At 59.5% G+C, this 22,646-nt stretch carries 18 protein-coding genes; 12 read left to right on the top strand and 6 right to left on the bottom strand.

Annotation, left to right across the window (positions count from 1 at the left end):
* The first annotated feature begins 19 nt into the window (after positions 1-19).
* The 6 genes from HUS57_RS04665 (at position 20) to lexA (ending at position 6,270) form a co-directional block, all read left to right on the top strand.
* Positions 20-1,903 (top strand): peptidyl-prolyl cis-trans isomerase, encoded by a 1,884-nt coding sequence (locus tag HUS57_RS04665; RefSeq protein WP_173931737.1) that lies wholly within the window; start codon positions 20-22, stop codon positions 1,901-1,903.
* A gap of 10 nt (positions 1,904-1,913) precedes the next feature.
* Complete coding sequence (trpD, locus tag HUS57_RS04660; RefSeq protein WP_173931736.1) at positions 1,914-2,930, top strand: anthranilate phosphoribosyltransferase; 1,017 nt, start codon at positions 1,914-1,916, stop codon at positions 2,928-2,930.
* Positions 2,931-2,945: 15 nt separating this feature from the next.
* Positions 2,946-3,761: an indole-3-glycerol phosphate synthase TrpC gene (gene trpC / locus HUS57_RS04655; protein ID WP_173931735.1), complete on the top strand. Its 816-nt coding sequence runs from the start codon at positions 2,946-2,948 to the stop codon at positions 3,759-3,761.
* A 1-nt stretch (position 3,762) separates the two neighbouring features.
* A complete protein-coding gene (gene moaC, locus HUS57_RS04650; protein WP_173931734.1) occupies positions 3,763-4,281 on the top strand; it encodes a cyclic pyranopterin monophosphate synthase MoaC in 519 nt (172 codons plus the stop codon).
* Positions 4,262-5,467 carry a gephyrin-like molybdotransferase Glp gene (gene glp, locus HUS57_RS04645; RefSeq protein ID WP_173931733.1) on the top strand — a complete coding sequence of 402 codons (1,206 nt, stop codon included), beginning with the start codon at positions 4,262-4,264 and terminating at the stop codon, positions 5,465-5,467. Before moaC ends, glp begins: the two co-directional genes overlap by 20 nt.
* A gap of 95 nt (positions 5,468-5,562) precedes the next feature.
* The gene (gene lexA / locus HUS57_RS04640; protein ID WP_173931732.1) at positions 5,563-6,270 is read left to right on the top strand and encodes a transcriptional repressor LexA; all 708 of its coding nucleotides are present in this window, start codon (positions 5,563-5,565) and stop codon (positions 6,268-6,270) included.
* On the opposite strand, the gene HUS57_RS04635 is transcribed toward lexA, so the two are convergent.
* On the bottom strand, positions 6,254-8,683 hold the full coding sequence (locus HUS57_RS04635; protein ID WP_173931731.1) for a ComEC/Rec2 family competence protein: 2,430 nt from the start codon (positions 8,681-8,683) through the stop codon (positions 6,254-6,256). The two genes, lexA and HUS57_RS04635, sit on opposite strands and share 17 nt — an antisense overlap.
* Before the next feature lie 108 nt (positions 8,684-8,791).
* Between HUS57_RS04635 and gltX the strand changes: the two genes are divergently transcribed.
* The 4 genes from gltX (at position 8,792) to thrS (ending at position 14,163) form a co-directional block, all read left to right on the top strand.
* Positions 8,792-10,219 (top strand): glutamate--tRNA ligase, encoded by a 1,428-nt coding sequence (gltX, locus tag HUS57_RS04630; RefSeq protein ID WP_173931730.1) that lies wholly within the window; start codon positions 8,792-8,794, stop codon positions 10,217-10,219.
* A 179-nt stretch (positions 10,220-10,398) separates the two neighbouring features.
* Entirely contained in the window at positions 10,399-11,688 is a 1,290-nt protein-coding gene (gene gltA / locus HUS57_RS04625) for a citrate synthase (protein WP_173931729.1), read from the top strand.
* 71 nt (positions 11,689-11,759) lie between these two features.
* Positions 11,760-12,095 carry a membrane protein insertion efficiency factor YidD gene (gene yidD / locus HUS57_RS04620; RefSeq protein WP_173931728.1) on the top strand — a complete coding sequence of 112 codons (336 nt, stop codon included), beginning with the start codon at positions 11,760-11,762 and terminating at the stop codon, positions 12,093-12,095.
* Between the two features lie 100 nt (positions 12,096-12,195).
* Positions 12,196-14,163, top strand: a complete 1,968-nt coding sequence (gene thrS, locus HUS57_RS04615; protein WP_173931727.1) for a threonine--tRNA ligase — start codon at positions 12,196-12,198, stop codon at positions 14,161-14,163.
* A gap of 52 nt (positions 14,164-14,215) precedes the next feature.
* Here the strand turns inward: thrS and HUS57_RS04610 are convergent, their stop codons facing one another.
* Positions 14,216-14,662, bottom strand: a complete 447-nt coding sequence (locus HUS57_RS04610) for an iron-sulfur cluster assembly scaffold protein (protein WP_173931726.1) — start codon at positions 14,660-14,662, stop codon at positions 14,216-14,218.
* Between the two features lie 235 nt (positions 14,663-14,897).
* Between HUS57_RS04610 and folE the strand changes: the two genes are divergently transcribed.
* Together folE and hisI are read left to right on the top strand one after the other, a co-directional pair.
* On the top strand, positions 14,898-15,566 hold the full coding sequence (folE, locus tag HUS57_RS04605) for a GTP cyclohydrolase I FolE (RefSeq protein WP_173931725.1): 669 nt from the start codon (positions 14,898-14,900) through the stop codon (positions 15,564-15,566).
* An 8-nt stretch (positions 15,567-15,574) separates the two neighbouring features.
* Positions 15,575-15,988 carry a phosphoribosyl-AMP cyclohydrolase gene (gene hisI, locus HUS57_RS04600; RefSeq protein ID WP_173931724.1) on the top strand — a complete coding sequence of 138 codons (414 nt, stop codon included), beginning with the start codon at positions 15,575-15,577 and terminating at the stop codon, positions 15,986-15,988.
* A 127-nt stretch (positions 15,989-16,115) separates the two neighbouring features.
* Here the strand turns inward: hisI and HUS57_RS04595 are convergent, their stop codons facing one another.
* The 4 genes from HUS57_RS04595 to HUS57_RS04580 all read right to left on the bottom strand — a co-directional run bounded on the left by HUS57_RS04595 (position 16,116) and on the right by HUS57_RS04580 (position 22,636).
* Positions 16,116-17,981 (bottom strand): hypothetical protein, encoded by a 1,866-nt coding sequence (locus tag HUS57_RS04595; RefSeq protein ID WP_173931723.1) that lies wholly within the window; start codon positions 17,979-17,981, stop codon positions 16,116-16,118.
* A gap of 1,007 nt (positions 17,982-18,988) precedes the next feature.
* On the bottom strand, positions 18,989-20,008 hold the full coding sequence (ilvC, locus tag HUS57_RS04590) for a ketol-acid reductoisomerase (protein ID WP_173931722.1): 1,020 nt from the start codon (positions 20,006-20,008) through the stop codon (positions 18,989-18,991).
* A gap of 37 nt (positions 20,009-20,045) precedes the next feature.
* On the bottom strand, positions 20,046-20,693 hold the full coding sequence (locus HUS57_RS04585; RefSeq protein WP_173931721.1) for a TetR/AcrR family transcriptional regulator: 648 nt from the start codon (positions 20,691-20,693) through the stop codon (positions 20,046-20,048).
* A gap of 104 nt (positions 20,694-20,797) precedes the next feature.
* Positions 20,798-22,636 carry a potassium transporter Kup gene (locus tag HUS57_RS04580; RefSeq protein ID WP_246727776.1) on the bottom strand — a complete coding sequence of 613 codons (1,839 nt, stop codon included), beginning with the start codon at positions 22,634-22,636 and terminating at the stop codon, positions 20,798-20,800.
* Positions 22,637-22,646 lie beyond the last annotated feature (10 nt).

Here is a 22,646-nt window from a genome sequence, read left to right as displayed (position 1 = left end):
AAACCGCAACGGAAATGACATGCTCGACATCCTGAGAAGAGGCGCACAGACGTGGTTTGCTAAGATCCTGCTGATGCTGCTGGTGCTGAGCTTTGCCGTGTGGGGTATTTCCAACCAGCTCCTGACAGGCGGCAGCAATGACGTCCTCACAGCAGGAGGCACAACAGTATCGGCGCTTGACTACCGACTGGCCTATGACCGCCGCATATCGGAGTTCTCTCAGCGCATCGGCAGCAGGCTCACGCGTGAGCAGGCCGTCGCCTTCGGCATAGATGATCAGGTTCTGGCCGAGTTGGCGGCTGGTGCGGTACTCGACGAGACAGCCAGGCGTATCGGCCTCGGCGTATCGCAGGACAAACTTGCAGAATTAGCAGCCTCCGATCCCGCTTTCCGGGGAGCAGGCGGCCGATTTGACCGCGCGCAGTTCGAGTTCGTACTCCGGCAGATCGGCATGCGGCCACAGGACTATCTGCGCAATCGCGAGAAGGCAGCGGTTCGACAGCAAATTGTGGACGCGGCGGCGGCCGGAGTCTCGGCGCCTGATGCCCTTCTGCGCAATGTCGCCCTTTACCGTGGCGAAGACCGGACGATCGAATATGTTCTCCTGCAGAGCCCGCCCGCCCAGAACCTGGTGGCTCCTGCTGAAGAAGAGCTCCAAAGCTGGTTTGAGGCTCGCAAGGAGCACTATTCCGCTCCGGAATATCGCCGGATCGACTACGTAAAGCTTGAGGCCGAGGACATCGTCGATCCGTCTGTCATTTCCGACGAGCAGGTGTCCGCCTATTACGAGCAAAACCGCAACCGCTATACAACGCCGGAGCGGCGCACCATCGAGCAGATCAATTTCCCCGATGCGGAAACTGCCGCTGCAGCGCATGAGAGCTTGCGTGCGGGCACCACCTTTGAGGACCTGGTAGAGCGGCAAGGCCGCACATTGGCCGATGCGAGCCTGGGTACACTCTCCCGCGAGGAAATCGCCGACAATGCCATCGCCGAAGCTGCTTTCGCCTTGGACGAAGGACAGATCAGCCAGGTCGTTGATGGGACGTTTGGTCCGGTTCTCCTTCGCGTTACGGAGATATCTCCCGAGCGGGTCTCCCCCCTTGCCGAGGTGGAAGACGAGATTCGCAACATGCTTGCGCTGGATGAGGCAAGCAGACTGGTGCTTGACACCTATGATGCGTATGAGGATGCGCGCGCAGCAGGTGCCTCCATGGAAGAGGCTGCCGGGCAGTTGAAGCTTACCATGCGGACGGTGGAGGTCGATCGCAATGGCCAAAGGCCAGACGGCACCGTCGCCAACGACTTGCCGCAATCGCGCGAGTTGTTGAATGAGGCTTTCGAAGCGGATGTCGGCGTTGAGAACCAGCCGATCAATATTGGTTCCAACGGCTTTCTCTTCTTCGAGGTAGCCGGAGTGACGCCCGCGCGGGAGCGTTCTTTCGATGAAGTGCGCGACAGGGTCCTGGCCGACTGGACCGACGAGGAGCTCACAGCCAGGCTTTCAGCACGGGCGGAGGAACTGCGCAAGCAGCTCGAAGACGGGAAAACACTGGATGAGGTCGCGGCGGAGATCGGTCAGGAGAAGATGGTCAAGCGGGGCCTCAAGCGCGAAGCCAACGATCCGGATCTCGGCCGGGCCGGCGTTAACGCTGTCTTCTCGCTGCCCAAGGGTGGCGTAGGAACCTTTGCGAACCCCACCGGCAACGGCCGCATAGTCTTCCAGGTTACCGAAGTGTTCGAGCCCGCCGGCGCTTCGGCCGAGACGCTGCCTGAAGACGTTGCAAATGCCATCACCCAAAGCCTTGAGAATGACCTTCTCGACCAGCTTGTAAACCGACTGCAGGCAGAGCATCCGGTTGCGGTCAATCATACCGCCCTCCAGCAGGCGCTGAGTTTCTAACGGGAATGCCATGGCAGACTTGAAGGCCCATATTGCCAAGGTCGCCGCGGGAGACTCGCTCAGCTTCCCTGAAGCACGAGAGGCTTTCGAGATCATCATGTCGGGCGAGGCAACACCCAGCCAGATCGGCGGCTTTCTGATGGCGCTGCGCGTCCGCGGGGAAACCGTAGACGAGATCAGCGGTGCCGTGGATACGATGCGCGCGAAGATGCTCCCGGTCACAGCGCCGGCTGATGCCGTGGACATCGTGGGAACCGGCGGCGATGCCTCTGGCACGTATAACGTTTCCACCTGCGCCGCTTTCGTCGTCGCCGGCTGCGGCGTGCCGGTGGCCAAGCACGGCAACCGCGCTCTATCCTCACGCTCCGGCGCAGCGGACAGCCTCGCTTCCCTTGGGGTTAACATTGAAATTGGGCCTGAGCGGATCGCTTCCTGCATCGCGGAGGCTGGCGTCGGGTTCATGTTTGCACCCAACCACCATGCCGCCATGCGCCATGTGGGCCCTGCCCGCGTCGAACTCGGCACGCGAACGATCTTCAATCTCCTGGGTCCACTTTCAAACCCCGCTGGCGTGAAGCGACAGCTCGTGGGGGTCTTCTCCCCGCAGTGGGTAGGACCGCTCGCCCTTGTTCTGAAGCAGCTCGGCGCGGAAAGAGCCTGGGTGGTCCACGGGGCCGGCCTGGATGAGATGACGACAGCAGGCACGACCCTCGTGGCCGCGCTGGAAGATGGCAAGGTGCGCAATTTCGAGGTTACACCGGAGGAGGCGGGGCTGGAACGGGCTGCCGTTGCGGACTTGAAAGGCGGCGATGCGGCCCACAATGCGGCTGCCCTGCGGGCTGTTCTTGAAGGCCACAAAAACCCATATCGCGACATCGCCCTTCTGAATGCGGCCGCTGCCCTGATCGTGGCCGGCAAGGCAGATAGCCTGAAGAAAGGCGTCGCCTTGGCCGCTGAAAGCATCGATAGCGGACGGGCGCTTGCCGCGCTCGAAAAGCTTATCGTCGCGTCCAACAAAAGCTCCTGATTAAGGTCGAGGGCAATGGCCGATATCCTGCGAAAGATCGAAACCTACAAACGCGACGAGATCGCCGCGGCGAAGGCCGCCCTTTCCCTGGAGGAAGTCCGTGCTCGTACCCGCGATGTATCGCCGCCGCGCGGCTTTGCTGAGGCCCTCGTCGCAAAGCAGGAGCGGATGGAGTTCGCGCTCATTGCCGAGGTGAAGAAGGCAAGCCCGTCCAAGGGACTGATCCGGGATGATTTCGACCCTCCCGCGTTGGCTGCGGCCTATGAAAGGGGCGGAGCGACCTGTCTTTCCGTGTTGACGGACGAACCTTCTTTCCAGGGCAAGCCCGGGTTCCTCACCTCCGCCCGGGCGGCTACCGGATTGCCGGCTCTACGCAAGGACTTCATGTTTGATCCCTACCAGGTTTATCAGGCGCGCATGTGGGAGGCCGATGCTATTCTCATCATCATGGCGAGCGTGACAAACGACGAGGCAATGGCGCTGGAGGATACGGCGGGCGAACTCGGCATGGATGTTCTTGTCGAGATCCATGACGAGGAGGAGCTGGAACGGGCGCTCAAGCTTTCCTCGCCCCTCATCGGCATCAACAACCGCGATCTCAGGACGTTCGAAACCACCCTGGAAACGAGCGAGCGACTTGCGCCGCAAGTGCCGGAGGGGCGCATCGTCATCGGCGAGAGCGGCATCTATACCCAAGCAGACTGCCAGCGCCTGAAGCAAGCGGGAATAACAACCTTCCTAGTAGGCGAGAGCCTGATGCGGCAGCAGGACGTGGAGCAGGCGACACGTGTGCTTCTGGGCACTGCCACGGGCTCACGCGCGGCAAGTTGAGATGGCTGGAAAGAGAGAAAGCGGCCTCACCCATCTTCGCAGCGACGGGCGCGCAGAGATGGTGGATGTGGGCGCCAAGGCGGACAGCCATCGCACAGCCACGGCCAGGGGCTGCGTCGTCATGGCAATGGAAACGCTTAAGGCCATTGTCAGCAACAACGCAAAGAAGGGCGATGTCATCGCCGTGGCGCGGCTGGCAGGCATCATGGCAGCCAAGAAGACCTATGATCTCATCCCCCTTTGTCATCCGCTCGCGCTCAACAAGGTTTCCGTGGAAATCGAGCCAGATGAGGGATTGCCCGGCTTGCGTGTCGAAGCTACGGCTCGCGTGACCGGCAAGACAGGGGTGGAGATGGAGGCGCTCACAGCGGTTTCAGTCGCCTGTCTGACCATTTATGACATGGCAAAGGCCCTCGACAGGGGCATGTCGATCACCGGAGTGCATCTCGTGGAGAAAAAAGGCGGGAAATCCGGGACCTGGCGCGCGGACGAGAAGAGTAATGGCTCTCATATCGGTTGACGAAGCGCTGGAGCGGGTACTTGCGGGCATACGCCGCCTGCCTGCTGAGAAGACGCCGCTGCACGAGGCGGCTGGCCGCGTTTTGGCGGCGAAGCTGTCTGCGCTGCGCACGCAGCCACCCTTCGACGTTTCGGCCATGGACGGATATGCCGTGCAAGCCGCCGATATCGCAACTGTTCCGGCCATCCTTTCGGTGATTGGAGAGGCTGCTGCGGGGCGTCGCTTTTCAGGCAGGGTCCGACCTGGCGAAGCGGTTCGCATCTTCACCGGCGCTCCGGTACCCGAAGGTGCCGACACGATACTCATCCAGGAGAATGCCCGCCCGATGGAGGCCGGACGGATCGAGGCCATCACTTCGGTTGTTCTGGGCCGCCATATCCGCTCCGCTGGAACAGATTTCCACAACGGAGATATCCTTCTGGACGATGGCCGCGTACTTGACCCGGCGGCGCTCTCGCTCATGGCCGCGGCCGGCCATTCCCATCTACCGGTGGTGGGAAGACCGCTGGTTGCTATCATCGCCACCGGAGACGAACTTGTGCCGCCAGGCATCGAGCCCGGTGCTGACCAGATTGTCGCCTCCAACAGCTACGGCGTTGCCGCTCTAGCCAAGCAGGATGGCGCCAATATTCTCGATCTGGGCATCGTGCCTGACCGGCACGAATCGATCTCAGATGCAGTACGCGCGGCGCTTGCCGCATCCGCCGACATCATCGTGACGCTGGGCGGCGTTTCGGTCGGCGACCATGATCTTGTACAGGATGTGCTCCAGGCTGAGGGTATGGAACTCGCCTTCTGGAAAATAGCCATGCGTCCAGGCAAGCCTTTGATGTTCGGTAAGTTGAACAGCGCACGCGTTCTCGGCCTGCCCGGCAATCCCGTTTCCAGCCTCGTGTGCGCCCATCTCTTCCTCCGGCCCATGGTTGCCCGGCTGTCCGGCCGCCTCTACGCTCCGGACATACGATCCGCTACACTCGCCCGCCCCATGAAGGCCAATGGGGAGCGCCGCGACTATGTGCGCGCCACTGTCGTGCAGCAGCAGAACGATCTTCTTGCCACACCTTTCGACGTTCAGGATTCCTCCATGCTCACGACGCTCGCCGCCGCGAATGCACTCATCCTGCGCGAGCCCCAAGCGCCTGCGGCGGATGCCGGAGCACGCTGTCAGGTCCTGATGCTGCGTTAACTCTTCGTCGCTCCGTCCTTTCTGCTGTTGCGGAACACAACTGGAACATATAGTGTATGTTCTGGTTTTGTTTATTTTTAACTCCGGGTGTTTCAATGCTGACGCGCAAACAGCATGAGCTGCTTCTCTTCATTCACGAGCGTCTGAAAGAGACGGGGATCCCGCCTTCCTTCGATGAGATGAAGGACGCGCTTAATCTCGCCTCGAAGTCAGGCATCCATCGCCTGATCTCGGCCTTGGAGGAACGGGGTTTCATTCGTCGACTTCCGAATCGTGCTCGGGCGCTGGAGGTGCTGCGTCTTCCTGATTCCATCGCTCCCGGACTCGGCGGCCCGCGCCGTTTCTCCCCGAGCGTGATCGAAGGCGGCCAAGGGCGCGCTGCCGCGCCGGCCTTGCGGCCGGTTGCCAGCGATGAAGCGGCCATCGTCTCCATCCCCGTAATGGGACGGATCGCTGCCGGCGTGCCGATCGAAGCGATCCAGCATCAAACCCATGCCATTAGCGTGCCTGCTGAAATGATCGCCGGCGGCGAGCACTTTGCTCTGGAGGTGAAGGGTGACTCGATGATCGAGGCCGGCATTTTCGACGGCGACACCGTTATCATACGACAGACTCAGACGGCCAACCCCGGTGAAATCGTGGTAGCGTTGGTGGACGAGGAAGAAGCAACGCTCAAGCGCTTCCGCCGCAAAGGCGCTTCCATCGCACTCGAAGCGGCCAATCCTGCTTATGAGACAAGAATCTTCGGCCCTCACCGTGTGAAAGTACAGGGTCGCCTGGTCGGTCTCATTCGGCGTTATTGACAGGCGCGGCAGTTTTAGCCGGAGGTTTCTCCCTACGCTGATAAGGACCCAATCCGCGTGCAGGGCGGGACCAGGCCCGGTACTCGTGCCAGGGCCGCCAGGTTTCTCCCAATGAGAAGGTGATTTCCGGGCCAGTTTGGTGTTCGCCCTGTTTTCGGGTGAAGCGTGCGGAAGCAGCGCCCTGTCGGGCGAGATCTCGCTTGGTTATGACGCTCACTGCGTCAGAGCCGCAAACATCACCTGCGGTCGCATCGTCGATCACAATAAGTATGGCTTTACCGCATGCATTGCGTGCGGCGACGATATTCTCTGCATGGGCGATAATGCTTCCGCTTTCATGACGGGCAAGGCACAGGCCCTCCGCGCAGATGAAGGCAGCCCCCGCCTGGGGGTCAATGTCGTGGTGATGCGCGTTCTTCAAGGTTAGAGGCTTCAGAAGCTCTTCCGCCTTCAGCGCCCGGGTCCAGTCGGTTACGGTGAAACTATTTGGACGAACGCGGTTAACTGCCAACACACCCTCGCCGGCGCGAATCCCGATCAGGCGCGCATCCTCAGCGATTACCACATCCGGCAAGTCTCTTTGGGCGAGAGAGAATACGCCCAAAGCAAGAAACGGCAATGCCAGGATCCGCAACCACGTTGTGGATGCAACGAGGATGAGAAGCGCCGCTGTAAAGGCTAGAAGCGAGGAAAGCGGGATGAGTCCCACGGCATCGAAGGGAGAGCGGTCAGAAAACCACTTGGCGATTTCAATGACCGCAACGATGCCGTGCCCCATGATCTTGAGAAAGAATCCTTCAAGGCCAAACGGCATCGCCAGGATGGCGAACACGGCTCCGGGCATTACAAACATCGAGACGAAGGGCATGGCAACCAGGTTTGCCTGAAGCGCCAAAGGGGTTGCCCGCTGAAAATGCCAAACGCCGTAAAGCGCCGTCGCCGTGCCCGCGATGAGCGAGGTGGCTGCGAGCCCCGCCAGAGAGTAAATCGCCATGCGGATTACCCGCCGTAATAGTGGTTCGCCGACAGGCGGTCCGCTTCGTGGCCGCCTGCGGCGCCATTCGGTCCATCCTGCAAAGCCGGCCACGAGCGCGGCTGTGGCGGCGAAGGACATCTGAAAACTTGGACCAATGACCTCATGCGGCGAGTACGCCACGATGATGATCGCTGCGATAGCGACGTTGCGCATGGTGAGGGCCGCGCGATCGAACAACAGTGCCGCAAGCATCACTGCCAGCATCAAATAGCTGCGTTGGGCGGCTACATCCATGCCGGAGAGGGAAAGGTAGAGGGTGCAGAAGGCGAGAGCAGCGGCAACCGCATACTTCTTGACGGGAACGCGCGAGGAGAAGACCGGGAAGAGTGCGGCAGTGGCGCGCAAGATCGACATTACGGTCAGCGCGACGAGCGCCATGTGCAGGCCTGATATGGATAGGATGTGGGCAAGTCCTGAACGGCGCAACCATTCGTTCACCTCCTCCGAGATCCCCGGACGGAAGCCAACGATCATTGCGACCGCTACCTCGCGCTCCGGCCCGCTAAGGCTTGAGCGGATGCGCTCCGCCAGTGCAAGACGCAACTGCTCCAGAAATCGGGCGGGCAGCAGCGAAAGGGGCGTCTCATGGCTGCCTGCTGCATATTCGGGCCCCGACATGAAGAAGCCGATCGCACCAAATCCATCAAAGTAGCTGGCAAAACCAAAATCGTAACTTCCGGGGCGGACCGGCCCCGAAGGGGGCATTAAGCGTACAAGGCCCGAAACATCGTCTCCGGGCTGTAATCCTTCCGGGATTTTTCGCGCGGTTACACGTACCCGCTCCGGCGCATAGCGAAGTTTAGGGCGCTCCGTGTCTATGACATCGATCATAAGACGGAAACGGCCACTTGCCTGGTGCTCCACTCGCACCACCTTGCCGGTAATGCGGGTTGTTATCTCCGACCCCAGCATCGATGTCGAAGCACGCCATGTTTCCAACTTGGCCGCCACGATGCCGAGGGTGAAGATGAGGCAGGCCGTCAATGGCAGGATGAGGAATGGTCTTCCTCGTGCAAGCCACATTGCAATGAGCAACGCTGCAAGCAGGATTCCAAGTGCGATTCCGCCCGGCTCCCAGGCAAGACTGAAATAGAATGCCGCGCCAGCCCCTAGGAGAATGGGAATGCACAGAAAACCGGCGCCGCGAGCCCCGTCCCGCTCTATCTGGTTTATTGCAAATGCAGGAAGCCTTGTAATGGCGGACAGAACAGAACGCCAAAGCGCCAGGGGATGCGGTACCCTGGCCTCGGCGCCTCGGTTCCCCTGGCGTGTCGCCGCTGGAACGCCAGGCACGGGAGCCACGATACTATGCTCGGCAATCGGCAAGAATTGCGCACGCTCATCCTCGAAGGCGGCTGTCGCTCGCCGGTCCCCCATGCCTGCTTCTCCCCCCAGGCGCTTGCACCCCCTTCCGCCTATGCTACACAACGGGCGACCAATTTCCACCCGCAGGCCGTTTTTGTCGCGCCGAAACCCGGAAAGACAATGACCGATACCGTCATCACCCGTTTTGCCCCCTCCCCCACCGGTTTCCTACATATAGGCGGGGCGCGCACCGCTCTCTTCAACTGGCTCTACGCCCGTCATACGGGTGGAAAGATGCTGTTGAGGATCGAGGACACAGATCGGCAGCGCTCCACCCCGGCGGCCACTGCGGCCATCCTCGACGGGCTGTCCTGGCTCGGCCTCAATTGGGAAGGGGAGCCAATCTCGCAATATGCGCGCGCGGAGCGGCACCGCGAGGTAGCGAAGGAACTGGTAGAGCGCGGAGAAGCTTACTACTGCTATTGCACGCCAGAAGAAATCGAGACAATGCGCGAGAAGGCCCGGCAGAAGGGCCTCCCACCGCGCTATGACGGCACCTGGCGTGACCGCGATCCCTCCGAGGCTCCGGCCGGGGTCAGACCCGTCATCCGCATCAAGGCTCCGCTTGAGGGCGAAACCGTAGTCTATGACAAGGTGCAGGGCGAGGTTCGCTTCCCCAACAAGGATCTCGACGATTTCATCATCCTGCGTTCAGACGGCTCGCCGACCTATATGCATGCCGTCGTAGTGGACGATCATGATATGGGCATCACCCATATCATCCGCGGCGATGATCACCTGACCAATGCAGCAAGGCAAACGCTCATCTACAAGGCCATGGGATGGGATGTGCCGGTGATGGCGCATGTCCCGCTGATTCATGGACCGGACGGGGCAAAGCTTTCAAAGCGTCATGGCGCGCTTGGAGTGGAGGCTTACCGTGCCATGGGCTACCTGCCTGCCGCGATGCGTAATTATCTTGCCCGCCTCGGCTGGAGCCATGGCGATGACGAGGTGATGACCTCGGAGCAGATGATCGACTGGTTCGATATCGAAGACATCAACAAGTCTGCCGCGCGATTCGATTTCCAGAAGCTGGAGGCGCTGAACGGCGTCCATATCCGGCGGATGGACGATCAGGACTTGCTGGATGTCTTCCTTGAGACCCTGCCCTATCTGGAGGGCGGACAGCGTGTGCTCGACCTCATTGATGATAGGCGCAAGGCCCAACTGGTTGCCGCCATGCCTGGCCTGAAGGAGCGTGCCAAGACGCTGGTCGAGCTATTGAATGGAGTAGGCTTCATTTTCTCGATGCGGCCGCTCGTGCTGGATGAGAAGGCGGCAGCCTTGCTGGACGAGGAAGCTCGCCTCACGCTTGCCGAACTGGCCGGTAGTTTGGCCGCGCTAACGGACTGGTCTGCCGAATCGACGGAAGCGGTCGTACGCAGCTACGCAGAACAAACCGGCCGCAAGCTTGGGAAGATAGCCCAGCCACTCCGGGCCGCTTTAACTGGCCGCACCACCTCCCCGGGAATATTCGACGTATTGACCGTGCTTGGAAAGGAAGAAGCGCTTGCCCGGATCGAAGACCAGGCGGCAAGAGACTGACGGAAATACCCTCTCTTGAGGAATACGCGAATGAACAAACCTGAGGTCTACTTTCATCCGTTGCCAAGCTTGGCAGCGGAAATCAAATGCGCTAGCTAGAGCCACGCTGGCGACGGCATGTCACCCCGCGTGGCAGGCTTTCACACGCCCAAGTTTCAAGAACAGAAAGGTAATCTGCGATGGCCACTTCGACGGTGAAACTGGAACTTGGCGATGAAGCACGTGAATTCCCGTTACGAAAGGGCACTATTGGCCCGGATGTCATAGACATCGGATCGCTCTACAAGGACACTGGGAAGTTCACCTACGATCCCGGCTTCACCTCGACCGCAAGTTGCGAATCCAAAATAACCTATATTGATGGCGACCAGGGCATTCTGCTCCATCGCGGTTACCCGATCGAGCAACTTGCCGAGCAGGGCGACTTTCTGGAAGTGTGCTATCTGCTGCTTTACGGTGAGTTGCCGACCAAGGCACAGAAAGACGATTTCGACCAGCGGGTTACGCGGCACACGATGCTGCACGAGCAGATGTCGCGCTTTTTCACCGGATTCCGCCGCGATGCCCATCCGATGGCTGTCATGTGCGGCATGGTAGGGGCACTGTCTGCCTTCTATCACGACTCGACTGACATCTCAGACCCGCATCAGCGGATGGTGGCCTCGATCCGCATGATCGCCAAGATGCCGACCATCGCCGCCATGGCGTACAAGTACCATATCGGCCAGCCATTCATCTATCCGCGCAACGAACTCTCCTATGCGGAGAACTTCCTTCACATGTGCTTCGCGGTCCCTTGCGAGGAGTACAAGGTAAACCCGGTTCTTGCGCGCGCGATGGAACGCATCTTCATCCTGCATGCAGACCACGAGCAGAACGCCTCCACCTCCACTGTCCGGCTCGCCGGCTCGTCAGGCGCAAATCCGTTCGCCTGCATTGCTGCCGGTATCGCCTGTCTGTGGGGCCCGGCCCATGGCGGCGCGAATGAAGCAGCCCTCAACATGCTTGCCGAAATCGGCACGGTGGAGCGGATCCCCGAGTATATTGCCCGCGCCAAGGATAAGGACGATCCGTTCCGGCTCATGGGTTTCGGGCACCGGGTCTACAAGAATTACGACCCGCGCGCGCGCATCATGCAGAAGACAACCCACGAAGTGCTGAGCGAGCTTGGCATCAAGGACGATCCGCATCTGGAAGTTGCCCTTGAGCTGGAGCGAATCGCACTGACGGACGAATACTTCATCGAGAAGAAGCTTTATCCGAATATCGATTTCTATTCAGGCATCACATTGAAGGCTTTGGGCTTCCCCACGACGATGTTCACCGTCCTCTTCGCTGTCGCCCGCACCGTGGGCTGGATCGCGCAGTGGAAGGAGATGATCGAGGATCCGCAGCAGAAGATTGGCCGTCCTCGCCAGCTCTACACGGGTGCGACGCAGCGCGACTACGTGCCTATCGCAAAGCGCTGAGGCGAACCTTATATCTCTTCAACCCGTGAGGGAGCCCTCATCCCTCCCTGGTTGAAGAGGCAAAATTTCGAATGGCAAGACCCACCGCCCGCTCCGGCCCGCGGATCTCGCGCAATTGGACCGGCCCTTGGCCGCGAACGCCTGGGCGGATCCTGGGAACGGCACTGGTGCGTCTCTACCAGCTCACGCTTTCCAGCTTCATTGGCAATTCCTGCAGGCATTTTCCCACCTGCTCCGAATATGCTTATGAGGCAATCGCCCGCCATGGGCTATGGGCAGGCGGATGGATGGCGCTGTTCCGGGTAATTCGTTGCGGCCCCGGTGGCACCCACGGCATCGACCCGGTGCCCGACGCACTCTCCTCCCGGCACCTATGGTGGACGCCCTGGCGGTTCTGGAAATTATAGCCTTCGGGCTTTACGCCAGCCTGCGGTGCCGTTACATGCGGCACCACATGCTTGACTTTAACCACCCGCGTTCGTTGGCGGGACTGGATAGGAGTTCCTGATGACAGACACAATCTCCCTTGCATTTCCGGACGGTTCTAGGCGCGAATTCGACGCTGCAACTACCGGCGCCGATGTCGCCGAGTCCATTTCCAAGTCGCTTGCCAAAAAAGCCGTCGCCTATACTCTGGATGGTGTCCTGCGTGACCTTTCCGACCCGGTCGGCCGCAACGGAACCATAGAGATCGTTACGCGCGATGACCCACGCGCATTGGAACTCCTACGTCATGACGCCGCGCACGTAATGGCCGAGGCTGTCCAGGAGCTTTGGCCGGATACCCAGGTAACGATCGGACCCGTCATCGAGAACGGCTTTTACTACGACTTCGCTCGTGACGAGCCTTTTACGCCCGAGGACCTTCCCGTTATCGAGAAGAAAATGCGGGAGATCATCGACCGCAACGAACTCTTCACCAAGGAGATTTGGTCGCGCGAGAAGGCAAAGAAGGTGTTCTCGGAGAAGGGCGAAACCTACAAGGTGGAACTCGTCGACGCGATACCTGAAGGCGAGGATGTCAAGATCTACCGCCAGGGCGAGTGGTTCGATCTGTGCCGTGGACCGCATATGGTCTCCACGGGCCAGATAGGAAAGGCATTCAAGCTGATGAAGGTTGCCGGAGCCTATTGGCGAGGCGATTCGAACAACCCGATGCTCACGCGCATCTATGGAACGGCTTGGGCAACTCAGGAACAGCTGGAAATCTACCTCCACATGCTGGAGGAGGCGGAAAAACGGGATCATCGCCGTCTCGGCCGCGAGATGGACCTTTTTCATTTCCAGGAAGAGGGACCGGGCGTCGTCTTTTGGCACGCCAAGGGTTGGCGCATGTTCCAGAACCTCGTTTCCTATATGCGGCGGCGGCTTGACGGCGACTATGCGGAGGTGAACGCACCGCAGGTGCTGGACCATTCGCTGTGGGAAACCTCCGGCCACTGGGGCTGGTACAAGGAGAACATGTTCAAGGTCGAGTGCGCCGATGAGGAAGCGGAAGACAAGCGCGTCTTTGCCTTGAAGCCGATGAACTGCCCGGGTCATGTCCAGATATTCAAGCATGGACTGAAATCCTATCGCGACCTGCCGATACGGCTTGCTGAGTTCGGCGCGGTGCATCGCTACGAGCCCTCAGGCGCGCTCCACGGTCTGATGCGCGTGCGCGGCTTCACCCAGGATGACGCGCATATTTTCTGCACCGAGGAGCAGCTTGCCGAAGAGTGCCTGAAGATCAACGATCTGATCCTGTCCACCTATGCTGATTTCGGCTTCAAGGAGATAACGGTTTTTTTCTCAACGCGGCCTGAAAAGCGCGTGGGCTCGGACGCGCTGTGGGACCACGCGGAGGAGATCATGCGCGGTGTGCTTCAGGATATTCAACGCTCGGACAGCCGGATCAAAACAGCAATCAATCCCGGCGATGGGGCATTTTACGGGCCCAAGTTCGACTATGTCCTGAAGGACGCTATCGGGCGTGAATGGCAGTGTGGCACCACGCAGCTCGACTTCAACCTGCCAGAGCGCTTCGGGGCGTTCTATATCGACAAGGAATCGGAAAAGAAGCAGCCGGTGATGATTCACCGGGCAATCTGCGGCTCGATGGAGCGTTTCCTGGGAATTCTGATCGAGAACTATGCGGGCCATTTTCCGCTCTGGTTGGCTCCCGTTCAGGTAGTCGTGGCAACCATTACTTCAGATGCCGACGACTATGCACATGAAGTCGCTACAAGGCTGAAGGCTGCCGGGCTGACGGTCGAGACCGACCTGCGCAACGAAAAGATCAATTACAAGGTGCGTGAGCACAGTCACGCCAAGGTGCCGGTCATTCTGGTGTGCGGAAAGCGCGAAGCAGAGGAAGGATCGGTAAACATGCGTCGCCTCGGCAGCCGCGACCAGTCATCGCTGTCGCTGGAAGAGGCCGTGTCGCTTCTCGCCGAGGAGGCGACGCCGCCGGATATCCGCCGAAGCCGCGCCTGATCTTTCCGGCGGGATGGCGTATTTGCACAGAAAGGGCCGGCAGCGCTGATTTTCAAGCAGCCTTGCCAGCCTTCTTCTTCTCAATCTGGTCGATGCAATCGACCACCGCATCAAAGGTAAGCATGGTGGAAGCGTGGCGCGCCTTGTAGTCGCGCACCGGTTCCAGATAGCGAAGATCGGCGAAGCGGCCTTCCGGTGGCGGGCCGTCCTCTTTCAGCATCCGAAGCATGGTCAGACGCACTTCCCGCAGTTCCTCCGCCGTGGCCCCAATCACGTTCTGCGCCATGATGGAGGATGATGCTTGCCCAAGCGCACAGGCCCGAACCTCATGGGAAAAATCGGTGACAACCGCGTCTTTCATCTTCAGATCGACAGTCACCGTCGAACCGCAGAGCTTGGAATGGGCAGTCGCCGAAGCGTCCGGCTCTGCAAGGCGGCCGATTCGACCGATATTTCCGGCAAAGCCAAGAATTTTTGCATTATAGACGTCGTCTATCATGATTTTTCCGCTTGCCCGATGGCTATCCAGCAAAGCATGTCGCGCTAATGCCTTTTAAAAAGGGCCGTTTAAATCTATATAATGGTAGCGACCGCCCAAGGGCAAGAAGGGTATGATGCCTGGGCTGGCGCGGATGCCGCTTTCGGGACTGGACTGAATTCTCAGGAAACCCGCGAAAGGCTATGAACCGTTCAACTCGTCCCTGCGCGACAGGGACTACGGGAGATGCCTTCTTATGGATGCTGTCATTAAAAACTTCCCGCGCACGTCCGAAACGGGTGCGAAACCTGAAGAGAATCCTGCATATCTCGACAAGCCAGTTAACAATCGGCCAAGCCGCGAGGAGGTTGAAGATGCCGTGCGCACCCTCTTGCGCTGGGCGGGCGATGACCCGGGCCGGGAAGGCCTTAAGGAAACACCTGAGCGTGTCGCGAAAGCCTACCGTGAGCTTTTCTCCGGCTATGACCGCTGCCCTGCCGAAGAGCTCGGGCGTACCTTCGAAGAGGTCGCCGGTTTTGATGACATGGTGCTTCTGAAGGACATTTCCTTCCACTCCCATTGTGAGCATCACATGGTGCCGATTATCGGCAGGGCGCATGTCGCGTATCTTCCTGCTGGTAGAGTCGTGGGGCTTTCCAAGATTGCTCGCGTTGTGGACATCTTTGCCCGCCGCCTTCAGACGCAGGAGGCGATGACTGCGCAGATTGCCAACACTATTCAAGACGTGTTGAAGCCGCGCGGCGTGGCGGTCATGATCGAGGCTGAGCATATGTGCATGTCCATGCGCGGCATCCAGAAGCAGGGATCGACCACACTCACATCCACCTTCACCGGGACCTTCAAGGAGCAGCCGGCGGAACAGGTCCGGTTCATGACCCTGCTCCGCGAAGCTCCCAGGGGCTGAACGCCGTAATGCCGGCGCTCTCCTTCTCTCCGCCTCCTGCGGATAAGGCAGCCCTCGAAAACGGATCCGAATTCACCCCGCGTTTCGATGCAAGCGGCCTGATCACCGCCGTCGTCACCGACGCGGACGATGGGGCACTACTCATGATAGCGCATATGAATGCCGAAGCGCTGTCATTAACGCTGGAAACCGGCATCGCACATTACTGGTCGCGCTCCCGCTCCACCTTATGGAAGAAGGGAGAAACCTCTGGCAACGTCCAGAAGCTTGTCTCCCTCACTACCGATTGCGACCAGGACGCAGTGCATCTTCAAGTACGCGTTCAAGGCGACGGTGTAACCTGTCACACGGGACGGCGTTCCTGCTTTTACCGCACGGTGAAATTTGAGCACGGCCGGCCCGTGCTCACAGAAGACGAGTAACATGCGGCACGGTGCGAACGCGCTTTCTTGATTTTTTGCCGGTGTTCCGATGATCGGCTCCTATCTGCCTCGCTACATAGGCGAGAGAAAGCTGATACAGTTTCGACCGATTACGGAACTCTGCATCTTAATGGGGGCGCGGTTGGAACCGGTACGATGGATTGGGAACGTATTTGCCTTCGCGGTCGAACGCGCCGACAATCTTCTCGTGCGGGATGTCCGTTCCGTAGTTCACCTCTAGCGGACGCGAATGCGATCTAGCTGCTTCCTGCGCTGCCCGCTCTTGGTCGAGCTTGTTTGTTTTGCGCAACCGTGAGAACGCCGCGTTCCTGTAGAGGTCATAACCCTCCAGGGCTCGCGCATCTACGAGGTAGGTGTACCCGCCTCTGGCGCGGCCATACACATCCGCTCCCGCACCATCGGCCGTGGCGGCAAAAGGTGAGGTAGAAATCCCCCTTCCATCAATGTTGAAAGCATCCCGGCCTCCGCCGAAGCCGCCTCTGAAACCATTCACCTCTTCGACCGAGTTGATCTTCGTCCGCAGCTTGAAACCGTCTTCGAATATCTGTTCCGGCCTGCGCATGTCGCCTCGGAAAACAAAGCCCTTATAGACAAAGCCGCTTTCCTCATTGACAAACTTGCTTTGGGGCTTCTTGCCGATCAGACGCTCGGCATCCTGAACTGAAAATTTTCCCGTCCTGGATTTGGCAAGTAGTCTGCGCGTTAAGCCATTTAACGGTGCAGACAAGCCGGTTTCGTGTGCGCGCAAGGATGAGGGCTGCGCGCCCATATTCGGCTTCAGCCGCTCGGCTTCACCGAAAAAGGTGCCGCTCGTCTGGACGACTACTCCTTCTTGTGGCGGTTGCTTTTCCAATACCGGTACTGCCTTCACGCGGTAACTGTTACCGACACGTGTTACCTCAAGGCGCCGATGTAGCGGCCTTAGCTGAATATGGCGGCGGGTTTCCTCAAGACCTTCCGCCACAGCCTTTGCGCTTTTCCTTCCCACATGCTTTGCCTGTGCCGCTGCGTCTGCCGCTCCCTCCACTTCCGGCAGAGCTTTCATGCCGCCATTCATTCTTGCAGCCTTCGCCCCCTTAATAGCCTTGCCCGCCTTGGCACTCTTTAGTGCAGCCTTGAAAGGTCCGCGCAACATACGTGAGGCATCATCGAAGATGGGAGCTATATCCAAGGCTGCAGAAGCAGCAGCGCCGGTGTAATCGCCCCGGTCCAGCCTTTGCTTAGCATCGTAAAGGGGAATTGCATTGCCTCGGACGTAGTCGACCAACGCTTCGTGATCGGTTTCGGAGAATGCAGCGTCGTACCAATCGAGGGCAGCATCGTTGACAATGTCGGAAACACAACTAGAGGCCCCCTCCTGCACGCTCACGCCACCTCTAACTTTGGGTATATAGAGCCGTGCCTCCGGATCTTCGCCGAAGAAGCGGCGGGCGTTTTGAGCGAGCCAGGTAACGCTCTCAATTTCATCACCTGATACGTCCACCACCATTGGCGACTCTTCGGGTAGGATGGCGAGATCACGTCTTTTGCCGTCCTTTTTCACACTGACGATGCAGACCAGGCCGCCGGTTACCGGAATGGGAGGCATATAGGTTTCATCTATTGCCTGAACAAAAATGATCGAAGCGCGGTCGCCCATATCGAGCCCTGCGTCTTTCAGGAGGCATAGGATCCTGTCTATGGCTTTGCCGACCCATTTCTGGGCTTCCACTTCATATTGCGCATTGAACTCGCTGTTCAGGTTGGGCGCGATTTTCTGTACCTCGGGTGAAATACGCGGGAAAAAAGGGGCTGAGCTCTTCTGCTCCGCCATAATGACCTCGGGCAGAGGAGCCGTATCAGTCGCAGCTACCCCCCCTATTCCCATCGGCAGAAAAAAGCTTACTGAAGTATAGTTTCTCGTGGGATCAAGACCGTTCTCCAACGCCTTGGCGGACGCCAGATCGGCGCGGCGCACGATGTTTTCCCTCATCTCTGCTAAAATGGATCTGTCTGCCTCAGCGCCGCAAGCTGGTGCGTAATGCGCAATGGAAGGCGGTTGCACGCTATGAATGGGCATTGCCTCAAGCGGTTTACCCAACGCAAGAAGTGCCAAAACCCTGACGGCATGAGCCAGCAGGCCTGAACTGCCCCCTAATGTCGGTACAAACGCTTGTCCAGCCTCCGATACACCCTCTAACGTCTGGATCGTCTCGGCCAGGTCGCGCAGCCGTCTTTCATGGACATCGAACCGGGCTTTATCGCGAACCCTGTCATTCAGGGATGTGGCTCGTGTTCTTCCTCTCTCGGCTCCACCGGCTGCAATGTTCTTGCGCCACCGTGTGAGTTCGCCCGGTTTCGCAGTTGCTGGATTGATCGGGTACTTTATTGATTGGATGTTTATCTGCCAAGGCGCCATGCAACAGCCCATTGAAAATTTGATAATAGATACGCGCAGTGATTGCGCTACAGGACTGTCAGGGAAGCATCCTGTCAATTATCCACCCTATTGAATTTTCTTATGAGTGGGCGTCAGCGTGCCTTCGAGCGAGATGACATGGCCAAGGGCTGCGCCGGCATTGCGCGCCCTTCACGATGCGGCCTTGTCAAGGAGCCGATGAGCGTGGCTGGTTGTCGACCATCGCTCGGGGCGGGAGATTCGTCTGCCCCGAAGGTCTGACGCAGAGAAAGACGCAGCTTGCCTGCGAGCAGGATCCCACTGATGTAGTCCGCCAGCGGGCGCAATGGGCTTATCGGGCCGGATTGATCCATTCTGCCTTCTTCATCAATGGTGAGGCGAACAGAAGTGGTGGATGGACCTGCGGCCTCCCGGCAACGGGATCAGGCCCAACAGCATGGCGGCTGCCGTGTATTTCGCCTTTCATATACTATCGGCCTGAATGCGGACATTTCGCTCGTACGAGATCTTTGCCAAGGCGATGCGCAAGCACCGCCTTGGCAATCGCGAGGAGACAGGTTCTCGCAAGAACGGCGGAAGCCTCAGTTTTTCGCCTTGTCCACCAGCTTGTTCTTGGCGATCCACGGCATCATGCCGCGCAGCTTCTCGCCCACCTCTTCGATCTGGTGCGAATCGTTCAGCCGCCTGATGGCCTTGAAGCGGGCAGCGCCCGAGTGCCATTCCTGCATCCATTCGGACGTGAACTTTCCGGTCTGGATATCCTTGAGAACGCGCTTCATCTCCGCCTTCGTATCGGCAGTGATGATGCGCGGGCCCGAAACATACTCGCCCCATTCGGCGGTGTTGGAGATCGAGTAGTTCATGTTGGCAATGCCGCCTTCATAAATAAGGTCGACGATGAGTTTCACCTCATGCAGGCACTCGAAATAGGCCATTTCGGGAGCATAGCCCGCCTCGACCAGCGTCTCGAAACCAGCGCGGATGAGTTCCACAAGGCCGCCGCAGAGCACCACCTGCTCGCCGAACAGATCGGTCTCGCACTCCTCGCGGAAGGTGGTCTCGATGATGCCGGAGCGTCCGCCGCCCACGCCGCAGGCATAGGAAAGAGCAAGGTCGAGCGCGTTGCCGGAAGCGTCCTGATGCACGGCGACCAGGCACGGCACGCCGCCGCCCTTCTGGTACTCGCCACGCACGGTATGCCCCGGTCCCTTGGGCGCGATCATCACGACATCGACCGTCTTCTTCGGCTCGATCAGGCCGAAATGCACGTTGAGGCCGTGGGCGAAGGCGATTGCCGCGCCGTCACGGATATTGGGCGCGATTTCGGAATTATAGATGCCAGCCTGCAACTCGTCGGGCGTTGCCATCATCATGAGGTCAGCCCAACCGGCGGCTTCCGCCACGGTCATCACCTTGAAGCCGTCACTCTCGGCCTTCCTGGCCGTCGCTGAGCCCGCGCGTAGCGCCACCGCCACATCGGTAGCGCCTGAATCCTTCAGGTTCAGCGCATGGGCTCTGCCCTGGCTGCCATAGCCGATGATGGCAACCTTCTTCGACTTGATGAGGTTCAGATCGGCATCGCGATCGTAATAGACACGCATCGTTCGTCCTTCCTTTCACATATGCGGGCGGGCAGCCTCATGCCGTATCCGCCCTCTCCTTCTCCCGCACGCCATGGAGTGCGAAAAACCGTTCCACCGCCCCTTCCGCCATGGCAGCGAACTTCTCGTGCCTGCGCGCACCTGACTCGCCCAAAAGCATGCGCACATGCAGGTCGCGAACCACGAGCCCATAGAGGGTCCGATAGGCATCGTCGGCGTCGTCATAGGCGATATGCCGGTTTCGCCGCCCAGCCTCCAGCAAGGCTATGGCCCCTTCGTCGATACGGCGCCTTCCCTGTGCCACCAGGAGCCGGCCAAGGCGGCTTTCCTCGCGGCTTGCCTGACCGATGGCCAACCGGTTGAGCGCCAGTGAAACCTCGCCCGAAAGCACGTCGAGAAGATCCCGAGCGAACGCCACGAGATGGGCCCTGAAATGCACCCTGTCCATTGGCTCGCCATCATCGGCGAAGGTGCGCACCTTGCTCGCCTGGTGGGCAATCATCGCCGCGAGCAATCCGTCGCGATCGCCGAACCACCGGTAAAGGCTTTCCTTGGAGCAATTGGCCGCGCGCGCGACACCGGCGGTCGTCACCGCCTTTTCACCCCCGGCCACGAGCAATTCCAGCGCCCGTTCAAGCACTGCCCGCTGGCGCGGCGTATATCCTTGCTCCCGATGCTCGCCCAAGCTTACCTCTATCCGTACCGTACGGTACGGTTCTGTCACAAATAGCGAAGGAGAGCAAGAGCGCACAAGCCACCGAGCCGGCGCCACCACAGCGCCCCCGGCTTTCAGATGGTGATCTGCGTCCCGATCTCGACCACCCGCCCGGTGGGGATCTGGAAGTATTCCGTCGCATCGGCGGCTGTGCGCGCAAGCGCGATAAACAGCCTGTCCTGCCACACCGCCATTCCGACATCGGCAGAAGGCCTCAACGAGCGGCGCGACACAAAGAAGGAGGTGTTCATGATATCGAATTTCCAGCCCTGCTTGCGGCAGAGGGCGAGCGCCATCGGGATGTTCGGCCGCTCCATATAGCCAAACGTTACGGTCACCCGCATGAAGAGCTGATTGATGGGCTCCATCCTCACGCGTTCAGAGGGCGGTACATGGGGCTGTTCCGCGGTCAACACGGAAAGCACTACATTTCGCTCATGCAGAACCTTGTAGTGCTTCAGGCTGTGAAGAAGCGCTGTCGGCGTGCTTCCGCGGTCCGCCGTCAGGAAAACGGCAGTTCCCGGTACGATCTGCGGCGGGTTTCTGGCCAACCGCTCGGCAAGCGCATCGAACGGCACCTTGTTCTTGCGGGTCTTGTCCAGCAGCACGCGTGTGCCGCGCAACCATGTTATCATCAGAAGCCCTGCAACAAATGCGACGACCAGGGATACCCATCCCCCCTCCACAAGCTTTGCGACATTGGCGGCAAAGAAGCCGATATCGATTGTCCCGAAGATCAGAAGCACGGCCAATGCCGCCGCGATTGTCCAACGCCAGCGCAACAACGTGACGACGGATAGAAGCACGGTTGTCACAAGCATGTTGCCGGACACCGAGATGCCATAGGCCGATGCAAGTTCGCTTGACGCCCCGAATCCGACGACGAGCAACATCACACCCAAACCCATCAGGAGATTGATGCGCGGAAGGTAGATCTGTCCTTCCTGGGTCTCGGAGGTATGCAGGATATCAAAGCGGGGCAGAATATTGAGCTGCGAGGCTTGCCGGGCAAGCGAGAACGCTCCCGAAATCACCGCCTGGCTTGCAATCACCGTTGCAGCCGTTGCCAGCAGCACCATCGGCAGAAGCGCCCAGGACGGCATCATCTGAAAAAACGGATTTTGCGGCTGGCCACCATGTGCCAGCACGAACGCGCCTTGCCCGAAATAATTTAGAAGTAGGCAGGGAAAGACGATGGCAAGCCATGCAAGGACGATCGGCTTGCGCCCGAAATGGCCCAGATCGGCATAGAGCGCCTCCCCACCTGTCACTGCAAGGAAGACAGCGCCCACTGTCAGGAATGCGACTTCGGGTTGGTGCCAAAGGTATATGATGGCGTGATAGGGATTGATGGCGAGGAGTACACTCGGGTCATCCGCGATATGCATGAGCCCCGCCACTCCCAGAGCCAGAAACCAGGCGGCGGTGACAGGACCGAAGACGCTCGCGACCTTGCCGGTTCCGAGCCGCTGCACAGAAAAGAGCACCAGCAGGATCACCAGAGTGATTGGGACCACGTAGGGATCGAAGGCCGGGGTCGCGACCTCCAGGCCCTCGACGGCCGAAAGGACGGATATGGCCGGGGTGATGAGTGCATCGCCGAAGAAGAGCGACGCACCGCAGATGCCGAGCGCGAGAATGAGCCCGGACCTCTTCGGATAGCTTCCACGGGCAAGCGCCATCAACGACAGAATGCCGCCCTCGCCGCGATTGTCGGCCCTTAGCACGAAGACGACATATTTGACGGTAACGACCGTTGTGAGCGCACAGACAATCAACGAGAGAACGCCGAACACGTCTTCGCGTGTGACTGTCCCGCCACCGGATGAAGCGTGTAGCGCTTCGCGGAAGGCATAGATCGGGCTTGTGCCTATATCACCGTAGACCACGCCCAGCGCGCCGATCACCAGCATCCTGAGATTC

This window comes from Chelativorans sp. Marseille-P2723, assembly GCF_902809845.1.
Classification (GTDB): domain Bacteria; phylum Pseudomonadota; class Alphaproteobacteria; order Rhizobiales; family Rhizobiaceae; genus Chelativorans.
The sequence above is the reverse complement of the archived record's forward strand: the minus strand, read 5'-3'. Positions and strand labels throughout refer to the sequence as shown.